The following is a 19,424-nucleotide window of genomic DNA, read 5'->3' as shown; positions in this document are numbered from 1 at the left end:
TTTGCGAGAACATACTATAAAATTTTATGTAATTTATAAAGAGAGAGCGGGCATGGTGCCCGCTCCTGTGTTTTCTAACAAACTAATTACTGAACCTGAGAAGCTTTTTGAATCAGTTCCACTACTTCAGGGAAATCAATTCCGAGGCGCCGAACCGTTTCTAAGGTTGGAACACCGTTAGAATTCCAACCACGACGTTTATACACGGCATCCAATAACTGTTCGTATCGTTCTTCGCGCTGTTTCCTCAACGCCTTGATTTTCTCTTCGATTGTCATTCCATCCGGATCTAATCCCAACTCGCGAAGTTGAGTATCGTATCGTTCCTGGCGCGAGGTATATTCTTTTTCTGTAACCGGTCCCATTGCCCGGTATGGAGGGCGATCCCATTGACGTGTTCCAAATCCCAAACGCAAGTTGAACAGACGCTGGAAGTTATAGACCTTCTCGGACTGGAGAATGATACCATCAATGTCAATGGGTTCCCCAGTTACCCCTTCATACAGCCAGGTGTAGTTCTCCACATGTTCAGGCACCTTTTGTGGTTCTTTTGCTGTCTTGTTACTCTCAGGAATGATATCGTTCCAGGGAAGTTTGCATAATCCATGAATGCTGAACCACGTGCGCCACATTGGGAAATAGTGAAGGGCTTCTGCTTTTGCCTCAAAAGTGGGTAACTGCTTATGAACCATTTCCATAAAAATGAGCCAGGCTTCATCATGTTGGGCGCCTTTGTTTGCCATGGCATAGCCACCCTGCTGGGCAAGAGATTCTTTTGACATGTATTCTGAAATCTCTAACCCCTTAACCTCCATGCCAATATCCTGCATGAGTTGGGGATCGGCGCCATAATTTTCAACAAAGTATTTCTTCATAAAGCGAACACCATGCCCTACAATGACACCAAACCCTTCCCCGCGCGCCATCTGGTGAATCAATTCCAGGGCTACGTCCGCATTACCCCATACCAGTTCCAAGCCCCCCGTAATGTCCTTGTTGAGAACGCCGTATTCATAACACTCAAACGCAAATGCAAGAGAATTTCCTAATGAAATAACATCAATCCCGTATGTATCTGCGTAGAAACTGATTTCGAGGACATCTTCAGGATTGAAAATTTTTAAATTCGACCCAATCGCTCCCAGGGTTTCATATTCAGGTCCATCCACCCGTACGGGTTCCCCTTTGTAGGGCCCTGTGCGTAAGTGGAAATGCGGTACACTGTGGGCACACGACATGGTACAGCCGTACCAGCATCCATCCGGGTACTTGGTATCAAAACGAGCCTTCCACACTTCTCCATTAATGCGGCTGGCTTCTGGATGAGAACCATAGCGGAAATTCTCTATGGGAAGTAAATCAAAGCGATTCATGATCTCAACCAGATAGGGAGTACCTGTATGCCGCATGTCATTTTGAGAGGCATCAAACAGGGCTATTTCACGGTTAATTCTTTGTCCGGCTTTTCTCAATAATTCCGGTTTCGCAGGCCCATTGCTCAAAGGTCCCATCTGGCTGTAGCGAACCACAATCGCCTTGATGTGTTTATCCCGCATAACCCGTCCCATTCCGCCGCGGGCAGCCTGTTTGATGCGAATGTCCTTCCGCTTGGGGTCGTAATAACTGATATTCAAACCACACATTGGTATATGGTCTGCCGCCTGACCGGACGAGATCACCGAAATGGAACGCCAATCTTCTTCATCTTTTGCATACATCTCGGTTAACTGACGGTTCAAAATGTGGGTGTCCAGAACCTCAAGGGGAGCCTCTTCCACTCGAACCATTCCCTCATCCCCATCAATGAAGATAATGACATCTCTTTCGGCTTTACCCTGAATTTCCAACGCGTCCCATCCAGAAAATTTCAGGTATGGTCCGAAATAGCCACCACCATTGCTGTCGCAAACAGTATGAGTAAGAGGAGAAATTGCAAGTACGGTACATTTTCCTGTACCCGGATATTGCGTAATTCCTCCAATGGGACCTCCTGTAATAATCAGTTCATTTTCAGGACTGTCCCATCGTGTCTGTGGAGTGGTGGCATTCCAGAGCAACCATAAGCCAAACCCTCTGCCGCCAGTGAAGGTTTTCTTCATTTCCTCGGTCACTGGTTTACTCAGAATCCGCATATCGTTGAGATTGATGTAGAGGGTGCGATTGGCGTAACCACGTACTACAGGCAGAATCTCATAGCGATATTCTGCCAACAGCCGATGAGATTGGCGCAGAGCATCCACACTTGGAAGAGCCATATGTTCTCCTTAAATCCAATGGGGTAAAAACAACCTCTAAGTTCAATTATAATAAATCCAAAGTTTGTTCCCCTTTTGCTTTTGTCACTGGCTTTCCCGATTAAAGTAACCTTTCGGAGTTGTATGAACTTTGCCCAGCAATTAGATGTTTACTTTCGAGCACGCTTTACTCTGATTGTCGTTCAATCCAACGAAGAAGAAAGAGTATTGCAATCTATTCGGAACGCCTGTGAAAAAAGTCAGAGAACGTGTCTGACATGGGATGTAGCAGACTTTTTTCAATGGCTCACCCCATCCAATCAACCTGTACCTACTGCCCGAGATGCCCTGACAGCCCTAGAACAGATTGATAAAGCCGACCCCCAGAATCAAACAGTTTTTGTCCTGAAAGATTTCCATGAAGTATGGAATAACCCCCAAATCAAAAGAAAACTTAAAAACCTGGCGCAACGGTTGAAGTTCACCCGAAAGACGATCCTGATTACCACCCATGTCTCTAAAGTACCCGAAGAAATCAGAGACGAAATCGTTATCTTAGAGTTTCCCCTTCCTAAAGCAGAAGAACTTCAGGAAGTATTGATTTCATTAACCTCAAATTCAGGCGTGCGAACGAATCTAACGCCTTTGGGCAAAGAGAAATTAATCCAAGCCGCCCTTGGATTGACTGCTTCTCAGGCACAACGTGTATTTGCCCGAGCCATTGTGACAGATGGGGTGCTGGATGATAGAGATATTGATCTGGTTACAGAAGAAAAACGCCAGATCATCCGTGAAAGCGAAGCACTGGAATTTTACCCGGTCACACAAACCGTAAATGATATTGGTGGCTTAAAGGCGTTAAAAGAATGGTTACGTATGCGGGAACTGGCTTTCTCCCAACGCGCCAGACAATACGGCTTACCGGTCCCCAAAGGGATTGCATTAATTGGTATCCCTGGAACAGGGAAAAGCCTGACAGCAAAAACCATTGGTGGGCTCTGGCATTTGCCTTTACTGAGACTTGATGTGGGAGCATTATTTGGCAGCCTCGTTGGAGAATCGGAAGAACGAACCCGGCGAGCGCTTCATCTCGCGGAAACCATTGCTCCATGCATTTTATGGATTGATGAAATGGAAAAAGCGCTGGCACATGGCGGGCTTGATGCCGGAACAAGTACGCGGGTATTCGGAAATATTCTTACATGGATGCAGGAAAAAAGCGCACCGGTATTTGTGGTGGCTACAGCCAATGATATTTCCAGCCTTCCTCCTGAATTACTACGTCGAGGACGATTCGACGAGATTTTCTTCCTGGATCTTCCCGATTTTGAAGAACGAATTGAGATTTTTGCCGTTCATCTACAGAAGCGGAATCGTTTACCTGAAGACTATGATCTGGAATTACTTGCAAGTCAATCGGAAGGGTATGTCGGGGCAGAAATTGAACAAGCCGTGATTGATGCCATGTATCTCGGTTTCAATGATGGAGAACGGGAATTTACCACTGAGGATATTCTTCATGCCTTGAAACGGCAGGTGCCCTTATCCGTTTCACAACGCGAAATTATTGAGGCTCTGAGGGGGTGGCTCCGTGAAGGGAGAGCCCAATCTGCATCTGGATCACTACAGTAACACATAACTGCAAAAATGGGCTCTTTTATTAACTCGGTATCGTCTCTATTTCTTTCTGGAATTGAGGCTCTTGGTCTTCGTTTTCCATTTCTTTCCCCCTTTCTGATCTGGATACTGGTTCCCTTTATCAATCAAGGAAATGATCAAGCCGTATTGGCTTTTTGTAAAGTTCTTGCCTGCAAACCTTCCACTCTTTTATTAAAAAACCTCTCTCGAGCAGTCAAACGAATTCACCATAAGCAAGGAATCCAGGCTCTGTGGAAGCAATGGTATGGATCGCGAGATCTGCTTTTGATTCAACTTCTTCTTACCAATCAGGTATTTCCCGAACCATCTTCTCCCTGGATTGTTTATACCTGGATATTGAAAGGTGATTTCAAACGAATCACCCAGATCCAGCCTCATTTGTTAGACACTTTAATTCGTGCATGTGAAGATGGAGATCCTCACATAGCGGAGGTTGCACGCAGAGGACTGGCTAAATTACGGTCACAAGCCACGATCAATGCACTTTGCGCCTACTGGGCAGAAAGCCGCACTCCTCTCGTTGAAGAAATCTTGTGCGCTTCACGCTATGTTCCGGAACCTTTACAAAAAGGCTATATACTCACCTGCCTGAAGACAAACCGGCTGACAGAAGTCATGGATTGCTCTCCAGCACAGCTGGATGAATTACTCCATGCCTGCACGGATCAAGACTCGGAGATTCGTGAGCGTGCGTTATCCGTTCTTCCTTTCCTGCGAAATCAGGAAACCATCAACTCCCTTTTTAATGCATGGGTAAAGAAACGACCGGTTTTCTTAGAAGAATGGATTAAACGCGGGGTATTTCTTCCCGAGCCTGGCACCTTTGTCTGGCTGACAGTAGCCCTGAAACGGGGAAATGAAATTCAGACTGATGACTTTCCATTTCATCTCGTGAAAGCGTTAGTGGCCCTTTGTTTTGACCAAGATCATGAAATCCAGACCCAAGCACGCCGCCTCCTACAGAAACTACCTCAACAGCATCTTGATCATTTAGGATCTTTAGCCCTTGAGGGGAATCAGCAAGCGTTAGAACTCTGGAAAGATTTTGGCTTTGTAAGTTCAAAACCGGAACTTCAAGCCTGCCTGCTTTTATTTACGGATCAACTGGAAGAATATTTGCAGTTTGACTACGAGCAGCGGTTAATGCAATTCTTCTATCAAACCTCCTCACCAGATATGCGCTCGCGCATTCATCGCCAGATTCAGAGGCTTGCTCATCCCTCACTGGTGAAAATCCTGGCAATCCACGAAATTCAGAGAGAATTTTCTTCTCTCCAACCCGAAGTCATAGAAACAGCCATCCGTATTTATTCGGAACACCAACAGTGGAATGAGTTATGGCATCTCGTGCCTCAGGTCCCCCCCACGTATGGAATGTTCATTCTGTCCCTGCTTTTTAAACAGCAAGAATGGAAACCCGACACCCAGGATTCATTGTTCCAGAAGTTAACCCATGAATTAAGAGAACTGCCTGAACCCGAATTCTCCAGAATCCATGAAGAATTTCCCCCGCTTCTCCACCAGGCAACAGTTCACGTTGGTGGAAGAGTAAATGATTTTGCAACCATCCCCAATACCCATCTGATAGCCATAGCCACTTCAAACCGGCAAATCCTTTTGTGGGATTTTCAACAGGCGCAGATTAAAGAACGGATTCGAGGTTTTGAGCATTCACTTGCAAGAGTGGTACCACTCTCTCAAGATGCTCTGGTGGCTGTAGAACGAAGCACAGGTAACACGCCCTGTGGAATATATTCCATTATTCAGAATCAGGTTAAAAAAATTGGAGAACATCCCAATGCTGCGGTTGGGATTTTTCCGCTTGATCCAGGAAGTTTCTTACTCGTTTACAAAAATAGTGACCTCTATTTGGGAAACATTCATTATTACCCTTCACAACCATTTTTCCGGTTTCCCATTGCATTCTCTCCCAGAGCCGCCGCAATCAATACTGATCATTCAATCGTAGCATTGATTAACAACCGATATCCTTTTTGCGTGAATCTTCAATCCCAAGAGATCCTCTCTGGAGTCTATAACCAGATCAGATTACTTAAACAAGCAAACGGCGTGGCAAATGTTTTAACCTTTTCCCCTTCTGAAGATGCCTTACTGGTAGGCAGAAGAAACGGCGCCATTCAACTGTACCCCAAATTTTCCATTAGCCGTTACATAGGGAGTTTGAATGCGCCTATTCAATTTTGCGAATATCTAACGGAACAGGGAAAATTTCTTACAATTGCCAAAGACGGCTCTCTTCTGTGGTTTGACGACAATTATCAAGTGCTCAAAACAAATATGGAAAAACTGCCATATGGCGAAGTCACAACTGCAGAAGTTTTTAACAAAGGGGAATTTCTGGTTATTGGTCACGAACATCGTCTGATTACTTTTTGGGATTTACGTAGCCCTCTCTTATGGAAATGGCTAAACCACCCCCTTTCCACCTTAACTGTCGAAGACTTAACAGTCATTCGTGCTTTCCGGAAAAGCCCTCACCTTTCCCCCAACCTCAAATGGATGCTCACCTTTTTAGATCTGGTTTTAACATATCGTACCCAATACGATATCTATGTTGCAGAGCCCGTTTCCATCCAACCGGGAGAATTTGATATCTTACTAGATGAAGATATCGGTTAAAATTTCACCGGGTACAGGTATGAGTGGTAGATTAGGAATTGATTTTGGCACTTCCAATACTGTGCTGGCACTCTGGGATGAAGCCACCCAACAGGGGATTCCTCTCCATATTCCAGAATATGGATTCTCTCAGGTGCAAAATGAAGAAGTCATCTCTGTGATTCCCTCCCTGATTCATTACACAGAAGACTCTCGTGTTTGGATTGGACAACAGGTTATCGAGCGCTCCTTACAGGACTCCCCACAAACATTGCGATGGATGAAAAAATATATCAGCAACCGAAGTCCTATTCGGTTTAAGATAGGGGATCGAGAGATTACCCCTCAAGACGCCGGAAAAGATTTCCTGGGTACCATTCTCCTCTTTGCAAACCAACAAATTGACTTCAAGGAAGAAGAAGTTGGCTTAAGCGTTCCGGTAGAAGCCTTTGAGCATTATGAAAACTGGCTGGTTTCAGTGGCTGAACAGGCGGGCATGCCTCGATTCCGTCTTATTGACGAGCCTTCTGCCGCAGCGCTTGGCTACGGCGCCAACATTCAACCTGGAAATGTATATTTGATCTTCGATTTTGGCGGCGGCACCATGCACGCCTCGGTTATCCTGATTGAAAGTGAAGATCAGGCACAAACCGGGAGAAGATGCCGTGTGCTTGGCAAGTCGGGGAAGAACATTGGCGGCACCACAATTGATCAATGGCTTTTCCAGGATGTTCTCCAGAAAAATCAGCTCACCGATGGAGATCCTCGTATACGTCCATGGAGCACAGCCCTACTTGTTGAATGCCAGCGACTTAAAGAAAATCTTTCTTCTAACCAAACCACTTCTCTGGAATTCTCTCCACCAGGATCGGATTTGCAGATTTGCGCCTCGTACACTCGCGAGCAATTTGAAAGTCTGCTGGATGAGCATGACTTTTTTGTTCAATTGAATCACCTCATCCGATCTGCCATCCAGTCTGCGGCAGAAAGAGGTTACCGTGAAGAAGAAATTCAAGCCGTCCTGATGGTTGGAGGAAGCAGTCAGATACCCAGCGTGCAGCGGCTACTTCGTCAATCTTTCGGGAAAGAACGAGTGTTTTTCAATCGACCACTGGATGCGGTTGCGCGTGGTGCCGCCGCATTCGTTGCCGGGGTGGATTTTTATGATTACATCCAGCACGATTATGCCATTCGATACATCAACCCTCAAAAGCAAACTTATGACTATTATCCCATCGTCAAAAAAGGTACGCCTTATCCAACACGTGAACCTGTTTCTCGCATCTCTGTGAAAGCCTCGTATAATGGACAAACGCGTCTGGGTGTTGCAATTTTTGAGGTGGGGGAAAAGCGTCCACAAAACTCAACCTCCTACGAACTCATCTTTGACACTCACGGAGGAGCACGCCTGACACCTTTAACATCTCAGGAAATCGAAGAACGTACTTTGTTCTGGATGAATGAGCATTCTCCGACTTTTTTAGATGCCGATCCACCTGGCGTGCAAGGGGAACCGCGTTTTGATGTGGAGTTCACTATTGATGCCAACAAGCGGCTTCTCATTACTGCTCGTGATTTGAAGACAGGAAGCCTTGTCCTTAAGGAATTCCCTGTTGTACGATTAACCTGAAAGGATGTGACCATGTCTCACTTTTCCCGTATTCAAACCGCTTTGATGGAGAAAGAATACCTGCTCATGGCACTGAAAGACCTGGGAATGGAGTACCAGGAAGGAGATCTATCCATCAAAGGGTTTGCTGGCAAAATGAAAGTAGATATTCGCGTCTCTTTGCCCTTAAGTTACGACATTGGTTTTCGGAAAGGCGCAAACGGATACGAACTGGTGGCCGACTGGTTTGGAGTCCGTGGTATCCAGCGCGACCAGTTTCTAACGCAATTGAAACAACGATACGCATATCACGTGACCCGCTCCAAACTGGAAAAGCAAGGGTTTACCCTGGTAGAAGAAGAAGTAAAAGAAACTGGACAAATTCGTCTTTTACTCCGACGAATGCAGTCCTGAAAAGAGGAATACCATGGAAATTCAAGAGATTGAAGTCCAGATTCTCCCTGACGGGAAAGTGGAAGTGAGAGTTCATGGGGTTAAAGGGCAAGCCTGCCTGGACCTTACGGCTGAGATGGAAAAAGCCCTGGGGGGGACAATTCTACTTCGCGAAATGACGGCAGAATTTCAAGAACCGCCCACCGCAATTGATCAGTCCGACACCCTTTCTCTCTCCCAATGATCACTCCCGACCTTCCAGGGTTAAATATTCACTCCATTGTCAGAGAAAGCCTTGCAAATGGACCGGGGAATCGCACAGTCATCTGGGTTCAGGGGTGCTCTCTGGGATGCGAAGGTTGTTTTAATCCACAAACACATCCCTTTCACCAGGGAACCTGGATAAATCCACTCGAACTGGCAAAACAAATTTGCTCACGGGAGAATCTAATTGAAGGAATCACCATTACCGGAGGAGAACCCCTGTTTCAAGTAGAGGCACTGGAATATTTGCTTGTTTCGATCCGAAATCAAAGTACGCTTTCAGTGATTATGTTGACAGGATTTGAATGGGAGGAAATCATCCGTTCAAAAGGAGCCAGATTGCTCCCGTATATTGATGTGTTGATTTCTGGAAGATACAAGAAAGACAAAAGAGTAGCCCACAGTTTCACTGGCTCAGCAAACAAACAATTCCATTTTCTGACCGGAAGGTATTCTTTTAAGGATTTTGAAGATATTCCTGTCTGCGAAGTCACCATTGATTCAGATGGAAACACTTTCATTACCGGGATTGATCCTTTGCTATGATAACCTCTAGTGAATTCTCGGAATCTGAGTTAATCACTTTACTGGAAGGCAAAAACCACAATTTTTCATCCAAGCAACTTGATGCCTTAACGAAAATCGGCGCCATCCTGTTGTTGGAGGAAAAAGCAACCGGGGAAGCAATTTTCGGTTTGTATCAAATTGCAGACAATTTCTCCTTAGAAATTTCCCGTTTTGCCAGAGAGGCATTGATGCGCCTGGCAAGCAAAGAAAACCAGCCGGCAATTGATGCTCTGTATCAACTTGCGCTCAGAGAGAACCAGCAAGGATTAAGACAATGGCTCTTAACCAGGCCCTACCTTCCACAAGATCATTCTTTGAAATTGCTCCTGGAATGGATGGTAGAAGCATCTCCAGAAAATCTCGAACACCTTCCTGAACTTACCCGGGCTTTTTTCCAGTATTACTCTCCGGAACTCCAAAACACCCTGCTCAACCATGCCCGAAATACTCCTTTTAAACGTTGGGCACATCTCATCACTACCATTTTCAACTTCAATGAAAGCCACATTCCTGATCTGATTCACGAGTTCAATACCCTATCAGAAAAAGAAAGAAAGGTTGCCATTGTTGCCCTGATCATGAAAGCCCGGGAAGGAAATCCATCAGCCTTTGATGCGCTTGCACACCTCCACATCCACTACGATCTATCTGCGGTGGTAGAGTTTCTCGAAAATGAACATTACACTCCTCAAGACCCTCAGATCCGGGCTTTATACTTGTTTTTTACCTCCAGAATGGAAGAGTACCAGCAAGCGGATTATCAAAACGCTTTCCTGCTGGATGCTTATCAAAGAGCGGACAAAAGTTTAAGATACCGTATCCTGCAACAGGCGCGTCGAACCGGACAAATTGCATGGTTACAACGGTTGGGGGCTGAGAGAGGGGAGGTTCGTTTCTTAGCCGATTTGAGCGATGCGGAATGGGAAACAACCTTGAAAAGCCTTGTACAGACAGATCGATATGAAGACCTCTGGAAATTGGCACAGCACGCTTCTCCTTATTGGAGCACAGTCATCCTTACCCTTTTAATGAATAAGAACTGGCATCCCTCACATGCTGGAGAGAAGGAAGAATTTACAGAATTATGTGAACTGGCTCAAGCGTGTGCCGGGACTTTACCCAAACCTTCCTTACTTAAAAAATTCGTTGCCATAGAACGCCAGGTTTCATCTCTGGCAATTCACCCTCAAGAAAAATTCCTTGCGGCAGGAAGTTCGGGACAATCCATTTTTGTCTGGGAACTTCCAGAGGGAAAACCCGTTATGCCCGCCCCCGCTTCACCGTACCCTAATCACCGTGTCCTGCTTTTCAGCGAAAATGGAGAATATCTCGTTTCAGCAGGCGGAGATCATCGGTTACGGGTCTTCCGGATGTCGAATCAGAGTGTCATCAAAACCTTTGATGGACACCGTGGGCAAGTGAAAAGCATGCACTTTTCGCTGGACGGGAAATTGCTTTACAGCGCTGGATTTGATGGAACAGTACGGGTTTGGCGCTTTCCTATGGGTAAAGAACTCTATCAGACCAGTTTCGAGGATAAAGAGATTTTTTCTATCCTTCCTTTCTCAAATGGGAAATTGCTGGCTGTGGCTGGATATTTTGCAGAAATAAAAATCCTGAATCTGCCAGACTTGAGACTTGTCCATACCATACCTGCATGTCCTGAAGGGAATTTCTTACTGGCAGGAAGTTCTTCTTCAGACATATTAATCGCCTCTGGTAAGGACCGCATCTTGCGGGCATGGAATGGAAGGACAGGACATTTCCTCTGGCAATCTGGACCTCTTTCATCGCCGCCTGTTGGTATGTTTTTACATCCAGATGGCGAACATCTTATGTTTGGAACGGCATCAGGAACTTTGGGATTTCTCCGCGTGTCCAATCCTTCAGCGGCTTCCCAGATGATCGTTCAAGACTCTCCCTTTACGGCTTTAACTTTATCAACAAGCGGAAATATGATTGCTGGCGCAAACGATGCAGGGATTATTCATTTGTGGGATAATACCTTATATCTATGGACGCGGTTCATCCGCATTCCAGGTTCTCCATTGCCAATCCCCAACCTGGAAGAACAAATAGAAAAAGGGAAGGTACATCCAAACGACTTACCGTGGGCAAAGTTCATTCTGGCTTTCTGGAAGTGGATTTCCAGGTATGACATAGAAGTAGGTGAACCAGCATTGATCTCTGTGGGAGAATTTGACATCGAGATCTAGTCCATGACCATACAATTCTGGCAGAAGAAAATTCACAAATGGTTTACCACCCCTGAAATTTCTTCAGAGATTCAACGGCGAAATTTCATAAATGTTCAGGTGGATGCAATTGGAGTCGGGATTGCCAGCGCTGCTGCACCGTTTCTTCCCGTATTTTTAACGCGCCTGCACGCTTCTTCTTTTGAAGTTGGATTGCTGACTTCTATGCCAGCCGTGACTGGCTTGCTTCTTTCTATTCCTCTGGGGCAATTCCTTCAACGTCAAAGAAACATTGTGCCGTGGTTTAGCCTTGCCCGATTGCTGGTAATTGCCTGTTATGCCCTAACCGGTTTAATCACTTTTGTAGTAAAGGATCACGCTGCAGTTATTGGGATTCTAGCCATCTGGGCTTTTGCCACCTTTCCTCAAACACTGCTTTCAATTTCTTTCAATGTGGTGATGAATTCCGTTGCAGGGCCCGTGGGACGTTATGAGTTGATGACACGAAGATGGTCCATCCTGGGATTAACCACTACACTCACTGTCATTCTGGTTGGACAAGCGCTGGATCGCATACCCTCTTTCCCATTAAACTATCAAATTGTCTTTCTGGCTTTATCTGCTGGAGGGCTGATCAGTTATTACTTTTCAAGCCATTTAAATATCCCCCCTCAAGAGGTATCCACAGAACGTCCTTCTTCCTTCAGAGAAGGTCTTCGTGAATTTTTGCATCTTATTCTTGAAGAAAAGTCGTTTGTTTCTTTCAATCTAAAACGGTTTGTCTTCTCCATTGGCACCACCATGGCAGCGCCCTTGTTTCCGCTTTACTTTGTGCGTCAATTGCATGCACCCGATAGCTGGATTGCGACAATTAACACCGCACAAACGGCCATTCTCATTCTGGGTTATTTCCTGTGGACCAGACAGTCGCGTCGGTACGGTTCCAGGCGGGTTTTACTTGCCACCACTTTTGGGGTATCTCTCTATCCGATTCTCACTGGGATCACTCACACGGTATGGCCCATTCCGTTTTATGCAGGGCTGGCGGGTATCTTTCAAGCGGGGTTGAATCTGGTGTTCTTCGATGAATTAATGCGCACAGTTCCTGAAAAATACAGTGCCATATTTGTCTCCACTGCGCAAAGTATTCAGTATGTCTCTTCTATCATTGCACCCTTCATTGGAACCACTCTCGCAGGCATACTGGGATTCAATGCAGCATTGATCATCAGCGGCTCCGTCAGCATATTGGGCTTTCTTCTTTTCCTCATCGATAAAAATCATTAAGTATTTTCTTACAACCTCCCTTTTGGAAAATATATTTCTTTAATCCCGGTGTATAATTCGATAAAAATAGTCGTGTTACAAAAGAAAAGGTCCTTATGAAATCGTCTCAACCAAAGAAAAGAAAACCATCGCATCTTTCACCCATGGTGTTATTATTGGGTGGCACAGGGTTAATTCTGATAGGATTGCTTATGTGGCTGGTGTTCAATCCCCCCAGCAACCCCACGATCACTGCAACTCCAGATCTGGGAATTCCCTTTGCGAATATTCCACGGATTTCTCTTGAAGACGCCAAAAAAGCCTTCGACACTCAAAGTGCCATTTTTGTTGATGTTCGGGACTCAAACTCGTATGCTCAACAGCACATTAAAGGGGCTATTAATATCCCCCTTGGGGTTCTGGAATCCAGGCTGAATGAACTACCCAAAGATCAATGGATCATTTTATATTGCACCTGACCAGCCGAAAACAGTTCAGCCCGTGCGGCTGACATTCTTCTCAGCAAAGGATATGAAAAAGTGAAGCCTTTATCAGGCGGTTTAAAAGCCTGGGTAGATGCGAAATACCCAATCGAGCCTTGAGGTTGTAAGGTTGTACCCTCCGATAAAAAAATTCGGAGGTTTTTTTTCTTTAAGGGTGATATTTGACCAGTTCAATTCTCTATCCAATCCATTACAATAAAAACATCCATTCTGTTTCTCGCCTGGGAGGGGTATGCGAAAAGAAGTTGTATTAATAACCGGAGCCAACGGTGAAATTGGACACGGGTTAATTACCCATTTGGGACAGCAAGGAAACGTAAATATCATTGCCCTTGATGTCCAGCCGCTCGATGAAGAACTAAAGCCCTATTGTATGCGGACCATTCAGGGAGACATTTTGGATCAAATGCTCCTTGGGAGGATGGTCGTCGAGTTCGAAATTCGCAGTATTTTCCATTTAGCCTCCATTCTTTCTACCAAAGCGGAATATAACCCCGAAACAGCCCACCGAATCAATGTCGAAGGAACGCTGAATCTTTTGCGTCTGGCAGTAGAACAATCCCAATGGCAGGGACAACCTGTCAAGTTCATCTATCCCAGTTCGATTGCAGCCTATGGTATTCCCTCGCTGGAGGTAAAAAACTCTCTAGGTAAGGTCAAAGAAAACGAATGGGGAAATCCCATCACCATGTATGGATGCAACAAATTGTATTGCGAGCATCTGGGTAGATACTACGCCTATCATTACCGGCAACTGGCTGCCGAACCTGAGAAAAGCAGTATAGACTTCCGCTGCCTGCGTTTCCCCGGCTTGATCAGTGCGATGACCATTCCCACGGGTGGAACAAGCGATTATGGTCCCGAGATGCTTCACCATGCCGCTCAAAACCTCCCCTATCGGTGCTTTGTCCGCCCGGATACCAGACTGCCCTTCATGGCAATGCCTGATGCAGTTAAAGCCTTATTAATGCTCCATGAAGCCCCTCGAGAAAAACTCAGGCAAACGGTATATAATGTAACCAGTTTCAGCCCTTCTGCTGAAGAAATTTACCAAGCCGTGAGGAAATATTTTCCTCATGCGCAGGTGGAGTTTTCCCCCCACTTAAGTCGCCAGAAAATTGTGGATTCCTGGCCAGCCGATATTGATGACAGTACTGCGCGACAAGACTGGGGATGGCAACCCGACTATGATTTCAATCGGGCTTTTGAAGAATACCTGATCCCGGCAATTCGACAACGATATGCGAATCAATCCTCATGAGGAGTGTGCTATGAGTGAACAACCTGCCGGAACATCCCCCCGCCCAGACACCGACGAGAAAATCTCTCATGTCATGGCATATACGCTTTCAGGCATTTACTGGGGAGAATTAATCACCAAGACAATCATTCGGGTCAGCACCTGGTTGAGAACCAACGCTGTTCCAGATCGGATCACCCTTTATAACGCTAAAGGAATGATTACAACGGGGGGCCAGGTCAGCCCTACTTCGTACGCAGAGCTCCATATTCCCCTATCCCAAATACAAGCCTTTCATCTGATTCCACCTGAACAAGATCCCATCGATTACGATCCAACCGAACCCAACCGAAAAATGGAGCCCGTGCTTGTTTTGCTTGGCTCGTTTCAATTCAAAGGATTCCTGCGCTTATCCACAACCTCCAATGTGAAAAAATTTTTAGAGGTAACCCACGAACTGTACACCCCTGTCTACGACGCTGAAATCACCAACCTTTTACTGCCGAATCTGGGAAATATTCGAGTACCCTATGTTCTTGTCCGGCAGGAAACCGCCATTTTTGCCAGACGATAAAGATTCAACTTATCTCACACTAAACTCCGCAAGGTATTCTCATCCTGGCGGAGTTTTCATTTCCGTGTTTATAAAATTTTTATGTTCCATTTGTAAGATAAAAACATAATGACCTCGCAGGGAGGACGATGAATATGTCTCAAGAAACTGTCAATCCCGCAATTCCTTTCCGTGCAGAGACCCGGCAGTTATTGAACATCCTCATTCATTCTCTTTATTCCGAACGCGAAGTATTCCTCAGAGAATTAATCTCCAATGCCAGTGATGCTTTGAGCCGGTTACAATTTGAAATGCTCACCAATCGCAACGTATTGGATCCAGATGCAGAACTGGCAATTCGAATCGAGACAGAGCCTGAGAACCGTGTTTTGAAGATTAGCGACACTGGAATCGGAATGACTGCTGAGGAAATGGTTGAAAATCTTGGAACCATTGCTCATTCCGGTGCAAAAGCCTTTCTTGAAGCCGCACAGACTTCTCAGCAGAAAATGACCGATATTATTGGACAATTTGGGGTTGGATTCTACTCTGCTTTTATGGTCGCAGAATGGATTCGAGTGATCTCAAGAACTTTTCGACCTGAAGGGCAAGGTGCAGTCTGGTTCTCTCGCGGGGAAGATTCTTTTACTGTTGAACCAGCCGAGAGAGCAAACCGTGGAACTACAGTGGAAATAAAGCTGAGAGAAGACGCTCAGGAATTTACCCGCATTGAGCGTTTACGGGAAATTATCAAAAAACATTCCGACTACATTCCATTTCCCATCTACCTTGGTTCCGAAAAAGAACCTGTGAACCAACGAATGGCTATCTGGCGCAAAGCCAGTAAAGAAATTACTCAAGAAGAGGCTTACGATTTTTATCGGCAGTTCACGTTAGAAGTGAATCCACCGCTTGCCTATACCCACCTCAATGTTGACGCACCCGTTCAGTTGTATGCACTGCTATTTATTCCTCCATCCCCAGAACGTGGAATCTTCTCTCTGAGAAAAGAGGATGGTTTAAAGTTATTCGCGCGAAAGGTGCTGATCCAGGAATATTGCCGAGATCTTTTGCCTGATTTCTTACGGTTCATCCAGGGTGTAGTAGATTCGGAAGATTTACCCCTCAATGTTTCCCGTGAGACCCTGCAAGCCAGCCCGCTTCTTCCTCATCTCCGTCGCCTGATCACTCATCGCGTACTGGACATGATCAGGGATTTGTCGACCCGCTCTGATGACTATGCGAAGTTCTGGAACGAGTTCCGACATTACATCAAAGAAGGAATCATTTCAAACCAGGAATTTGTTCCTTCACTGACTCCGCTTCTGCGTTTTCCAACCCTCTTCCACCCAAATCAACTGGTATCACTGGACGAATACTTACAAAATAAACCTGCCTCGCAGGACAAAATTTACTATATCCTTGGCGATCATCCTCTCACAGTTCAACACAGCCCTCACCTGGATATCTTCAGACACCAGGGTATTGATGTGCTTCTCATGACCGATCCTCTAGATGGTTTGATGATGTTATCCATGCTGGAATATCAAAATGTGCGATTCGCTAACGCCAGCAAGGAAACACCTTTTATCCCTCCCACTACAGATGGAAAGGCTGCAGAAAGTCTGGGAGCAGAGAATGTCGATCGGCTATTGAAATTCATGAAGCAGGTGCTGGCTGATAAAGTTGAAGAAGTGCGAGTCACTAACCGTTTAGTAGACTCACCCGCACGGTTGGTCAGCATACAACCAGACGAAGATCCAACCTTGCAACACGTTTACCGCGTATTGCAAAAAGAAGTTCAGGACTTTAAAAAGGCGCTAGAGATTAATCCAAGCCACCCCATTATCAAAAAACTGGCTGAATTGCCTGAAAACGATCCGCGTCTTCCACCGCTTATTGAGCAAATTTACGAAAATATCTTACTGGCAGAGGGGATCCACCCCAACCCTCCCGGCATGATTAAGAGAATTGAGCAAATTATGCTGAGCAGTCTGGAATAAACTGGTCAATTCAACCCGATCTCCCCTGTCTCACCCGTTAAAAACAGAGGCAGGGGATTATTTCTGTTATGATAAATGTCGAACAAACTCGTTACTTTAGTAAAGGAAAAAATGCTTAAAATAAGGTTGTTTGTGGCGTCTTTTGTGATAGAAAAAGATATAAAAAGACCTGAAAATTGGAGGAAAACGTGAAGCACGAAGCATTAAATGGGATCATGACACCGCGTTCCATTGCTGTGATCGGCGCATCCAGCACCCCCGGGAAAATTGGTTACACAGTACTCTCAAACTTAATTAACCAGGGATACAAAGGCAAAATTTTCCCAATCAATCCGGGTGCTGAAGAAATTCTGGGTCTGAAAGCCTACCCGTCTGTTCTTGATGTACCAGAAGATATTGATGCGGCAGTAATGACCATCCCGGCAAAATTTGTTATTCCTGCTGTTGAAGAATGCGGAAAAAAGGGAGTGAAAGGGTTAGTCATCATCACCTCGGGTTTCAGCGAGGTCGGTAAGCGTGAACTGGAAGAGGAACTGGTCCAGAAGGCTCATCAGTACAATATGCGCATCCTGGGCCCCAATATTGTGGGTGTACTGGCTAACTCCTCTGGAATGAATGCCTCTTTTGCACCTTACCTTCCTCTTCCTGGAAAGGCATCCCTGGTTTCTCAATCGGGTGCTCTCCTGATTGCCATCGACGCAGCCACTTATGTACGCGGGGTTGGTTTCGACAAACTCATTTCCATTGGCAACATGTCTGATCTCGACTTTGCAGACATCATTGAATGGTTGAATGAAGACCCCAACACGACGGCGATCACCCTTTATATTGAAGGTTTCAAAAATGGGCGTCGTTTCATGGACGTTTGCCGTCGCACCAATAAACCTATTATTGCCTTAAAAGCCGGGGTATCCTCCCATGGAGCCGCTGCAGCCGCCTCCCATACCGGTTCGCTGGCAGGTGCGGCAAAAGTTTATGGCGCGGCGTTCCAGCAAGCCGGCGTGGTCCAAGCCAGCGACCTGGATAATCTCTTCGACCGCACCCTGGCTTTATCTCTGCAGCCCCCCATGAAAGGCGACAATCTTCTGATCATCACCAATGGCGGTGGCGTGGGCGTGCTGGCAACCGATGCAGCCGAGAAATATGGGGTACCGTTGAAATTTGCGCCTGCGGAAGTTCAGGAAGAACTGAAAAAACACATGCCCGAATTTGGCTCTGCCAAGAATCCGGTGGACCTGACCGGCATGGCAGGCACTGAATGGTATCACAATGCAATCAAGTTCGCCTACGCTCACCCGTGGGTGGATGGTCTGGTGGTATTGTACTGTGAAACCGCGGTAACCGACCCGATGGAAATTGCTCAGGGCATCAAAAGCGCCATTGACAACTCAGGAGCCAACGGGAAACCTGTAACAGTTTCCTTTGTGGGTGGCGAGCGCTCCGACAAAGCCATGCGCTGGCTGGTAGATAACGGCATTCCTGCTTACGGCGCTCCCGATCGTGCTGTGAATGCCATTGCTGCTTTGAATGAATATGCCCGCAACAAGACCTTACTCGCTGAACCCATCACTCTGTGTGGTGGAGAAAATCGCAATGAAGCCCTTCAAATCATTGAACGTGCGCGCGCAGAAGGGCGGGATTCGCTCACTGAGATCGAAGCCAAACAGGTCTTTGCTTTGTATGGCTTGCCTGTCACCAGGACCTCACTGGCAAAAACGGAAGACGAAGCCGTCCGCCTTGCTCAGGAAATTGGCTATCCGGTTGTGATGAAAATTGTCTCCCCTGACATTCTGCATAAATCTGACGCCGGTGGCGTAAAGGTCAACCTGAAAGACGAAAATGCTGTTCGCGAAGCATTCCGAACGATCATGGCAAATGCAAAAGCCTACAAAGCCGATGCGCGCATTCATGGTATTGCCATTCAGGAAATGGCGCCGTGGGGCACCGAAGTTATCCTCGGTTCTGTCAATGACGCCACCTTTGGCCCTACCATGATGTTCGGTCTGGGTGGTATCTTTGTTGAGGTTCTGAAAGATGTTACCTTCCGCGTTGCACCGGTATCCACCTCGCAAGCCCTGCGCATGCTGGGAGAAATTCGCGGCGCACCTATTCTGGCTGGTGTCCGTGGTGAAGAACCTCGCGATAAGCAAGCCCTGGCTGAAACGATTTGCTCTTACTCCACAATGATTCTGGACCTCGCGGATGAAATCAGCGAATCGGATGCCAACCCGGTGCTGGTTTACGCCGAAGGCAAAGGGGTGAAAGTCGTAGACGCACGCATCATTTTGAGGAAGAAGTAAACTCATTCATTAAATAAAA

At 46.1% G+C, this 19,424-nt stretch carries 14 protein-coding genes; 13 read left to right on the top strand and 1 reads right to left on the bottom strand.

The window, feature by feature from the left end; genetic code table 11:
* Positions 1 to 86 precede the first annotated feature (86 nt).
* Positions 87 to 2,255 carry an aldehyde ferredoxin oxidoreductase family protein gene (locus LHF31_RS05495; protein ID WP_298010209.1) on the bottom strand — a complete coding sequence of 723 codons (2,169 nt, stop codon included), beginning with the start codon at positions 2,253 to 2,255 and terminating at the stop codon, positions 87 to 89.
* A gap of 123 nt (positions 2,256 to 2,378) precedes the next feature.
* Here LHF31_RS05495 and LHF31_RS05490 point away from each other — a divergent pair, with 123 nt between their 5' ends.
* From LHF31_RS05490 to LHF31_RS05430, 13 genes are all read left to right on the top strand, one after another.
* The gene (locus tag LHF31_RS05490) at positions 2,379 to 3,866 is read left to right on the top strand and encodes an AAA family ATPase (RefSeq protein WP_298010212.1); all 1,488 of its coding nucleotides are present in this window, start codon (positions 2,379 to 2,381) and stop codon (positions 3,864 to 3,866) included.
* 15 nt (positions 3,867 to 3,881) lie between these two features.
* Complete coding sequence (locus tag LHF31_RS05485) at positions 3,882 to 6,533, top strand: hypothetical protein (protein WP_298010215.1); 2,652 nt, start codon at positions 3,882 to 3,884, stop codon at positions 6,531 to 6,533.
* Entirely contained in the window at positions 6,517 to 8,142 is a 1,626-nt protein-coding gene (locus LHF31_RS05480; protein ID WP_303773781.1) for an Hsp70 family protein, read from the top strand. Before LHF31_RS05485 ends, LHF31_RS05480 begins: the two co-directional genes overlap by 17 nt.
* Before the next feature lie 12 nt (positions 8,143 to 8,154).
* The gene (locus tag LHF31_RS05475; protein ID WP_298010221.1) at positions 8,155 to 8,535 is read left to right on the top strand and encodes a DUF1257 domain-containing protein; all 381 of its coding nucleotides are present in this window, start codon (positions 8,155 to 8,157) and stop codon (positions 8,533 to 8,535) included.
* 13 nt (positions 8,536 to 8,548) lie between these two features.
* Positions 8,549 to 8,758, top strand: a complete 210-nt coding sequence (locus LHF31_RS05470; RefSeq protein WP_298010224.1) for a DUF2997 domain-containing protein — start codon at positions 8,549 to 8,551, stop codon at positions 8,756 to 8,758.
* Positions 8,755 to 9,324 carry a 4Fe-4S single cluster domain-containing protein gene (locus LHF31_RS05465; RefSeq protein ID WP_298010227.1) on the top strand — a complete coding sequence of 190 codons (570 nt, stop codon included), beginning with the start codon at positions 8,755 to 8,757 and terminating at the stop codon, positions 9,322 to 9,324. The genes LHF31_RS05470 and LHF31_RS05465 overlap by 4 nt, the downstream gene beginning before the upstream one ends.
* Positions 9,321 to 11,561 carry a WD40 repeat domain-containing protein gene (locus LHF31_RS05460; protein WP_303773778.1) on the top strand — a complete coding sequence of 747 codons (2,241 nt, stop codon included), beginning with the start codon at positions 9,321 to 9,323 and terminating at the stop codon, positions 11,559 to 11,561. The genes LHF31_RS05465 and LHF31_RS05460 overlap by 4 nt, the downstream gene beginning before the upstream one ends.
* A 3-nt stretch (positions 11,562 to 11,564) precedes the next feature.
* Positions 11,565 to 12,827, top strand: a complete 1,263-nt coding sequence (locus LHF31_RS05455) for an MFS transporter (RefSeq protein ID WP_298010233.1) — start codon at positions 11,565 to 11,567, stop codon at positions 12,825 to 12,827.
* Positions 12,828 to 12,922: 95 nt separating this feature from the next.
* Positions 12,923 to 13,285 (top strand): rhodanese-like domain-containing protein, encoded by a 363-nt coding sequence (locus LHF31_RS05450; protein WP_298010235.1) that lies wholly within the window; start codon positions 12,923 to 12,925, stop codon positions 13,283 to 13,285.
* 256 nt (positions 13,286 to 13,541) lie between these two features.
* Positions 13,542 to 14,570, top strand: coding sequence for an NAD-dependent epimerase/dehydratase family protein (locus LHF31_RS05445; protein WP_298010238.1), 1,029 nt, complete (start codon positions 13,542 to 13,544; stop codon positions 14,568 to 14,570).
* A gap of 10 nt (positions 14,571 to 14,580) precedes the next feature.
* Complete coding sequence (locus LHF31_RS05440) at positions 14,581 to 15,123, top strand: hypothetical protein (RefSeq protein WP_298010241.1); 543 nt, start codon at positions 14,581 to 14,583, stop codon at positions 15,121 to 15,123.
* Positions 15,124 to 15,257: 134 nt separating this feature from the next.
* A complete protein-coding gene (gene htpG, locus LHF31_RS05435; protein ID WP_298010243.1) occupies positions 15,258 to 17,105 on the top strand; it encodes a molecular chaperone HtpG in 1,848 nt (615 codons plus the stop codon).
* A 188-nt stretch (positions 17,106 to 17,293) separates the two neighbouring features.
* The gene (locus LHF31_RS05430) at positions 17,294 to 19,405 is read left to right on the top strand and encodes an acetate--CoA ligase family protein (protein WP_298010246.1); all 2,112 of its coding nucleotides are present in this window, start codon (positions 17,294 to 17,296) and stop codon (positions 19,403 to 19,405) included.
* The last annotated feature ends 19 nt before the right edge of the window (positions 19,406 to 19,424 follow it).

Origin of the sequence: Anaerolinea thermophila (genome assembly GCF_020723905.1) — a bacterium.
GTDB lineage: Bacteria > Chloroflexota > Anaerolineae > Anaerolineales > Anaerolineaceae > Anaerolinea > Anaerolinea thermophila_A.
The sequence above is the reverse complement of the archived record's forward strand: the minus strand, read 5'-3'. Positions and strand labels throughout refer to the sequence as shown.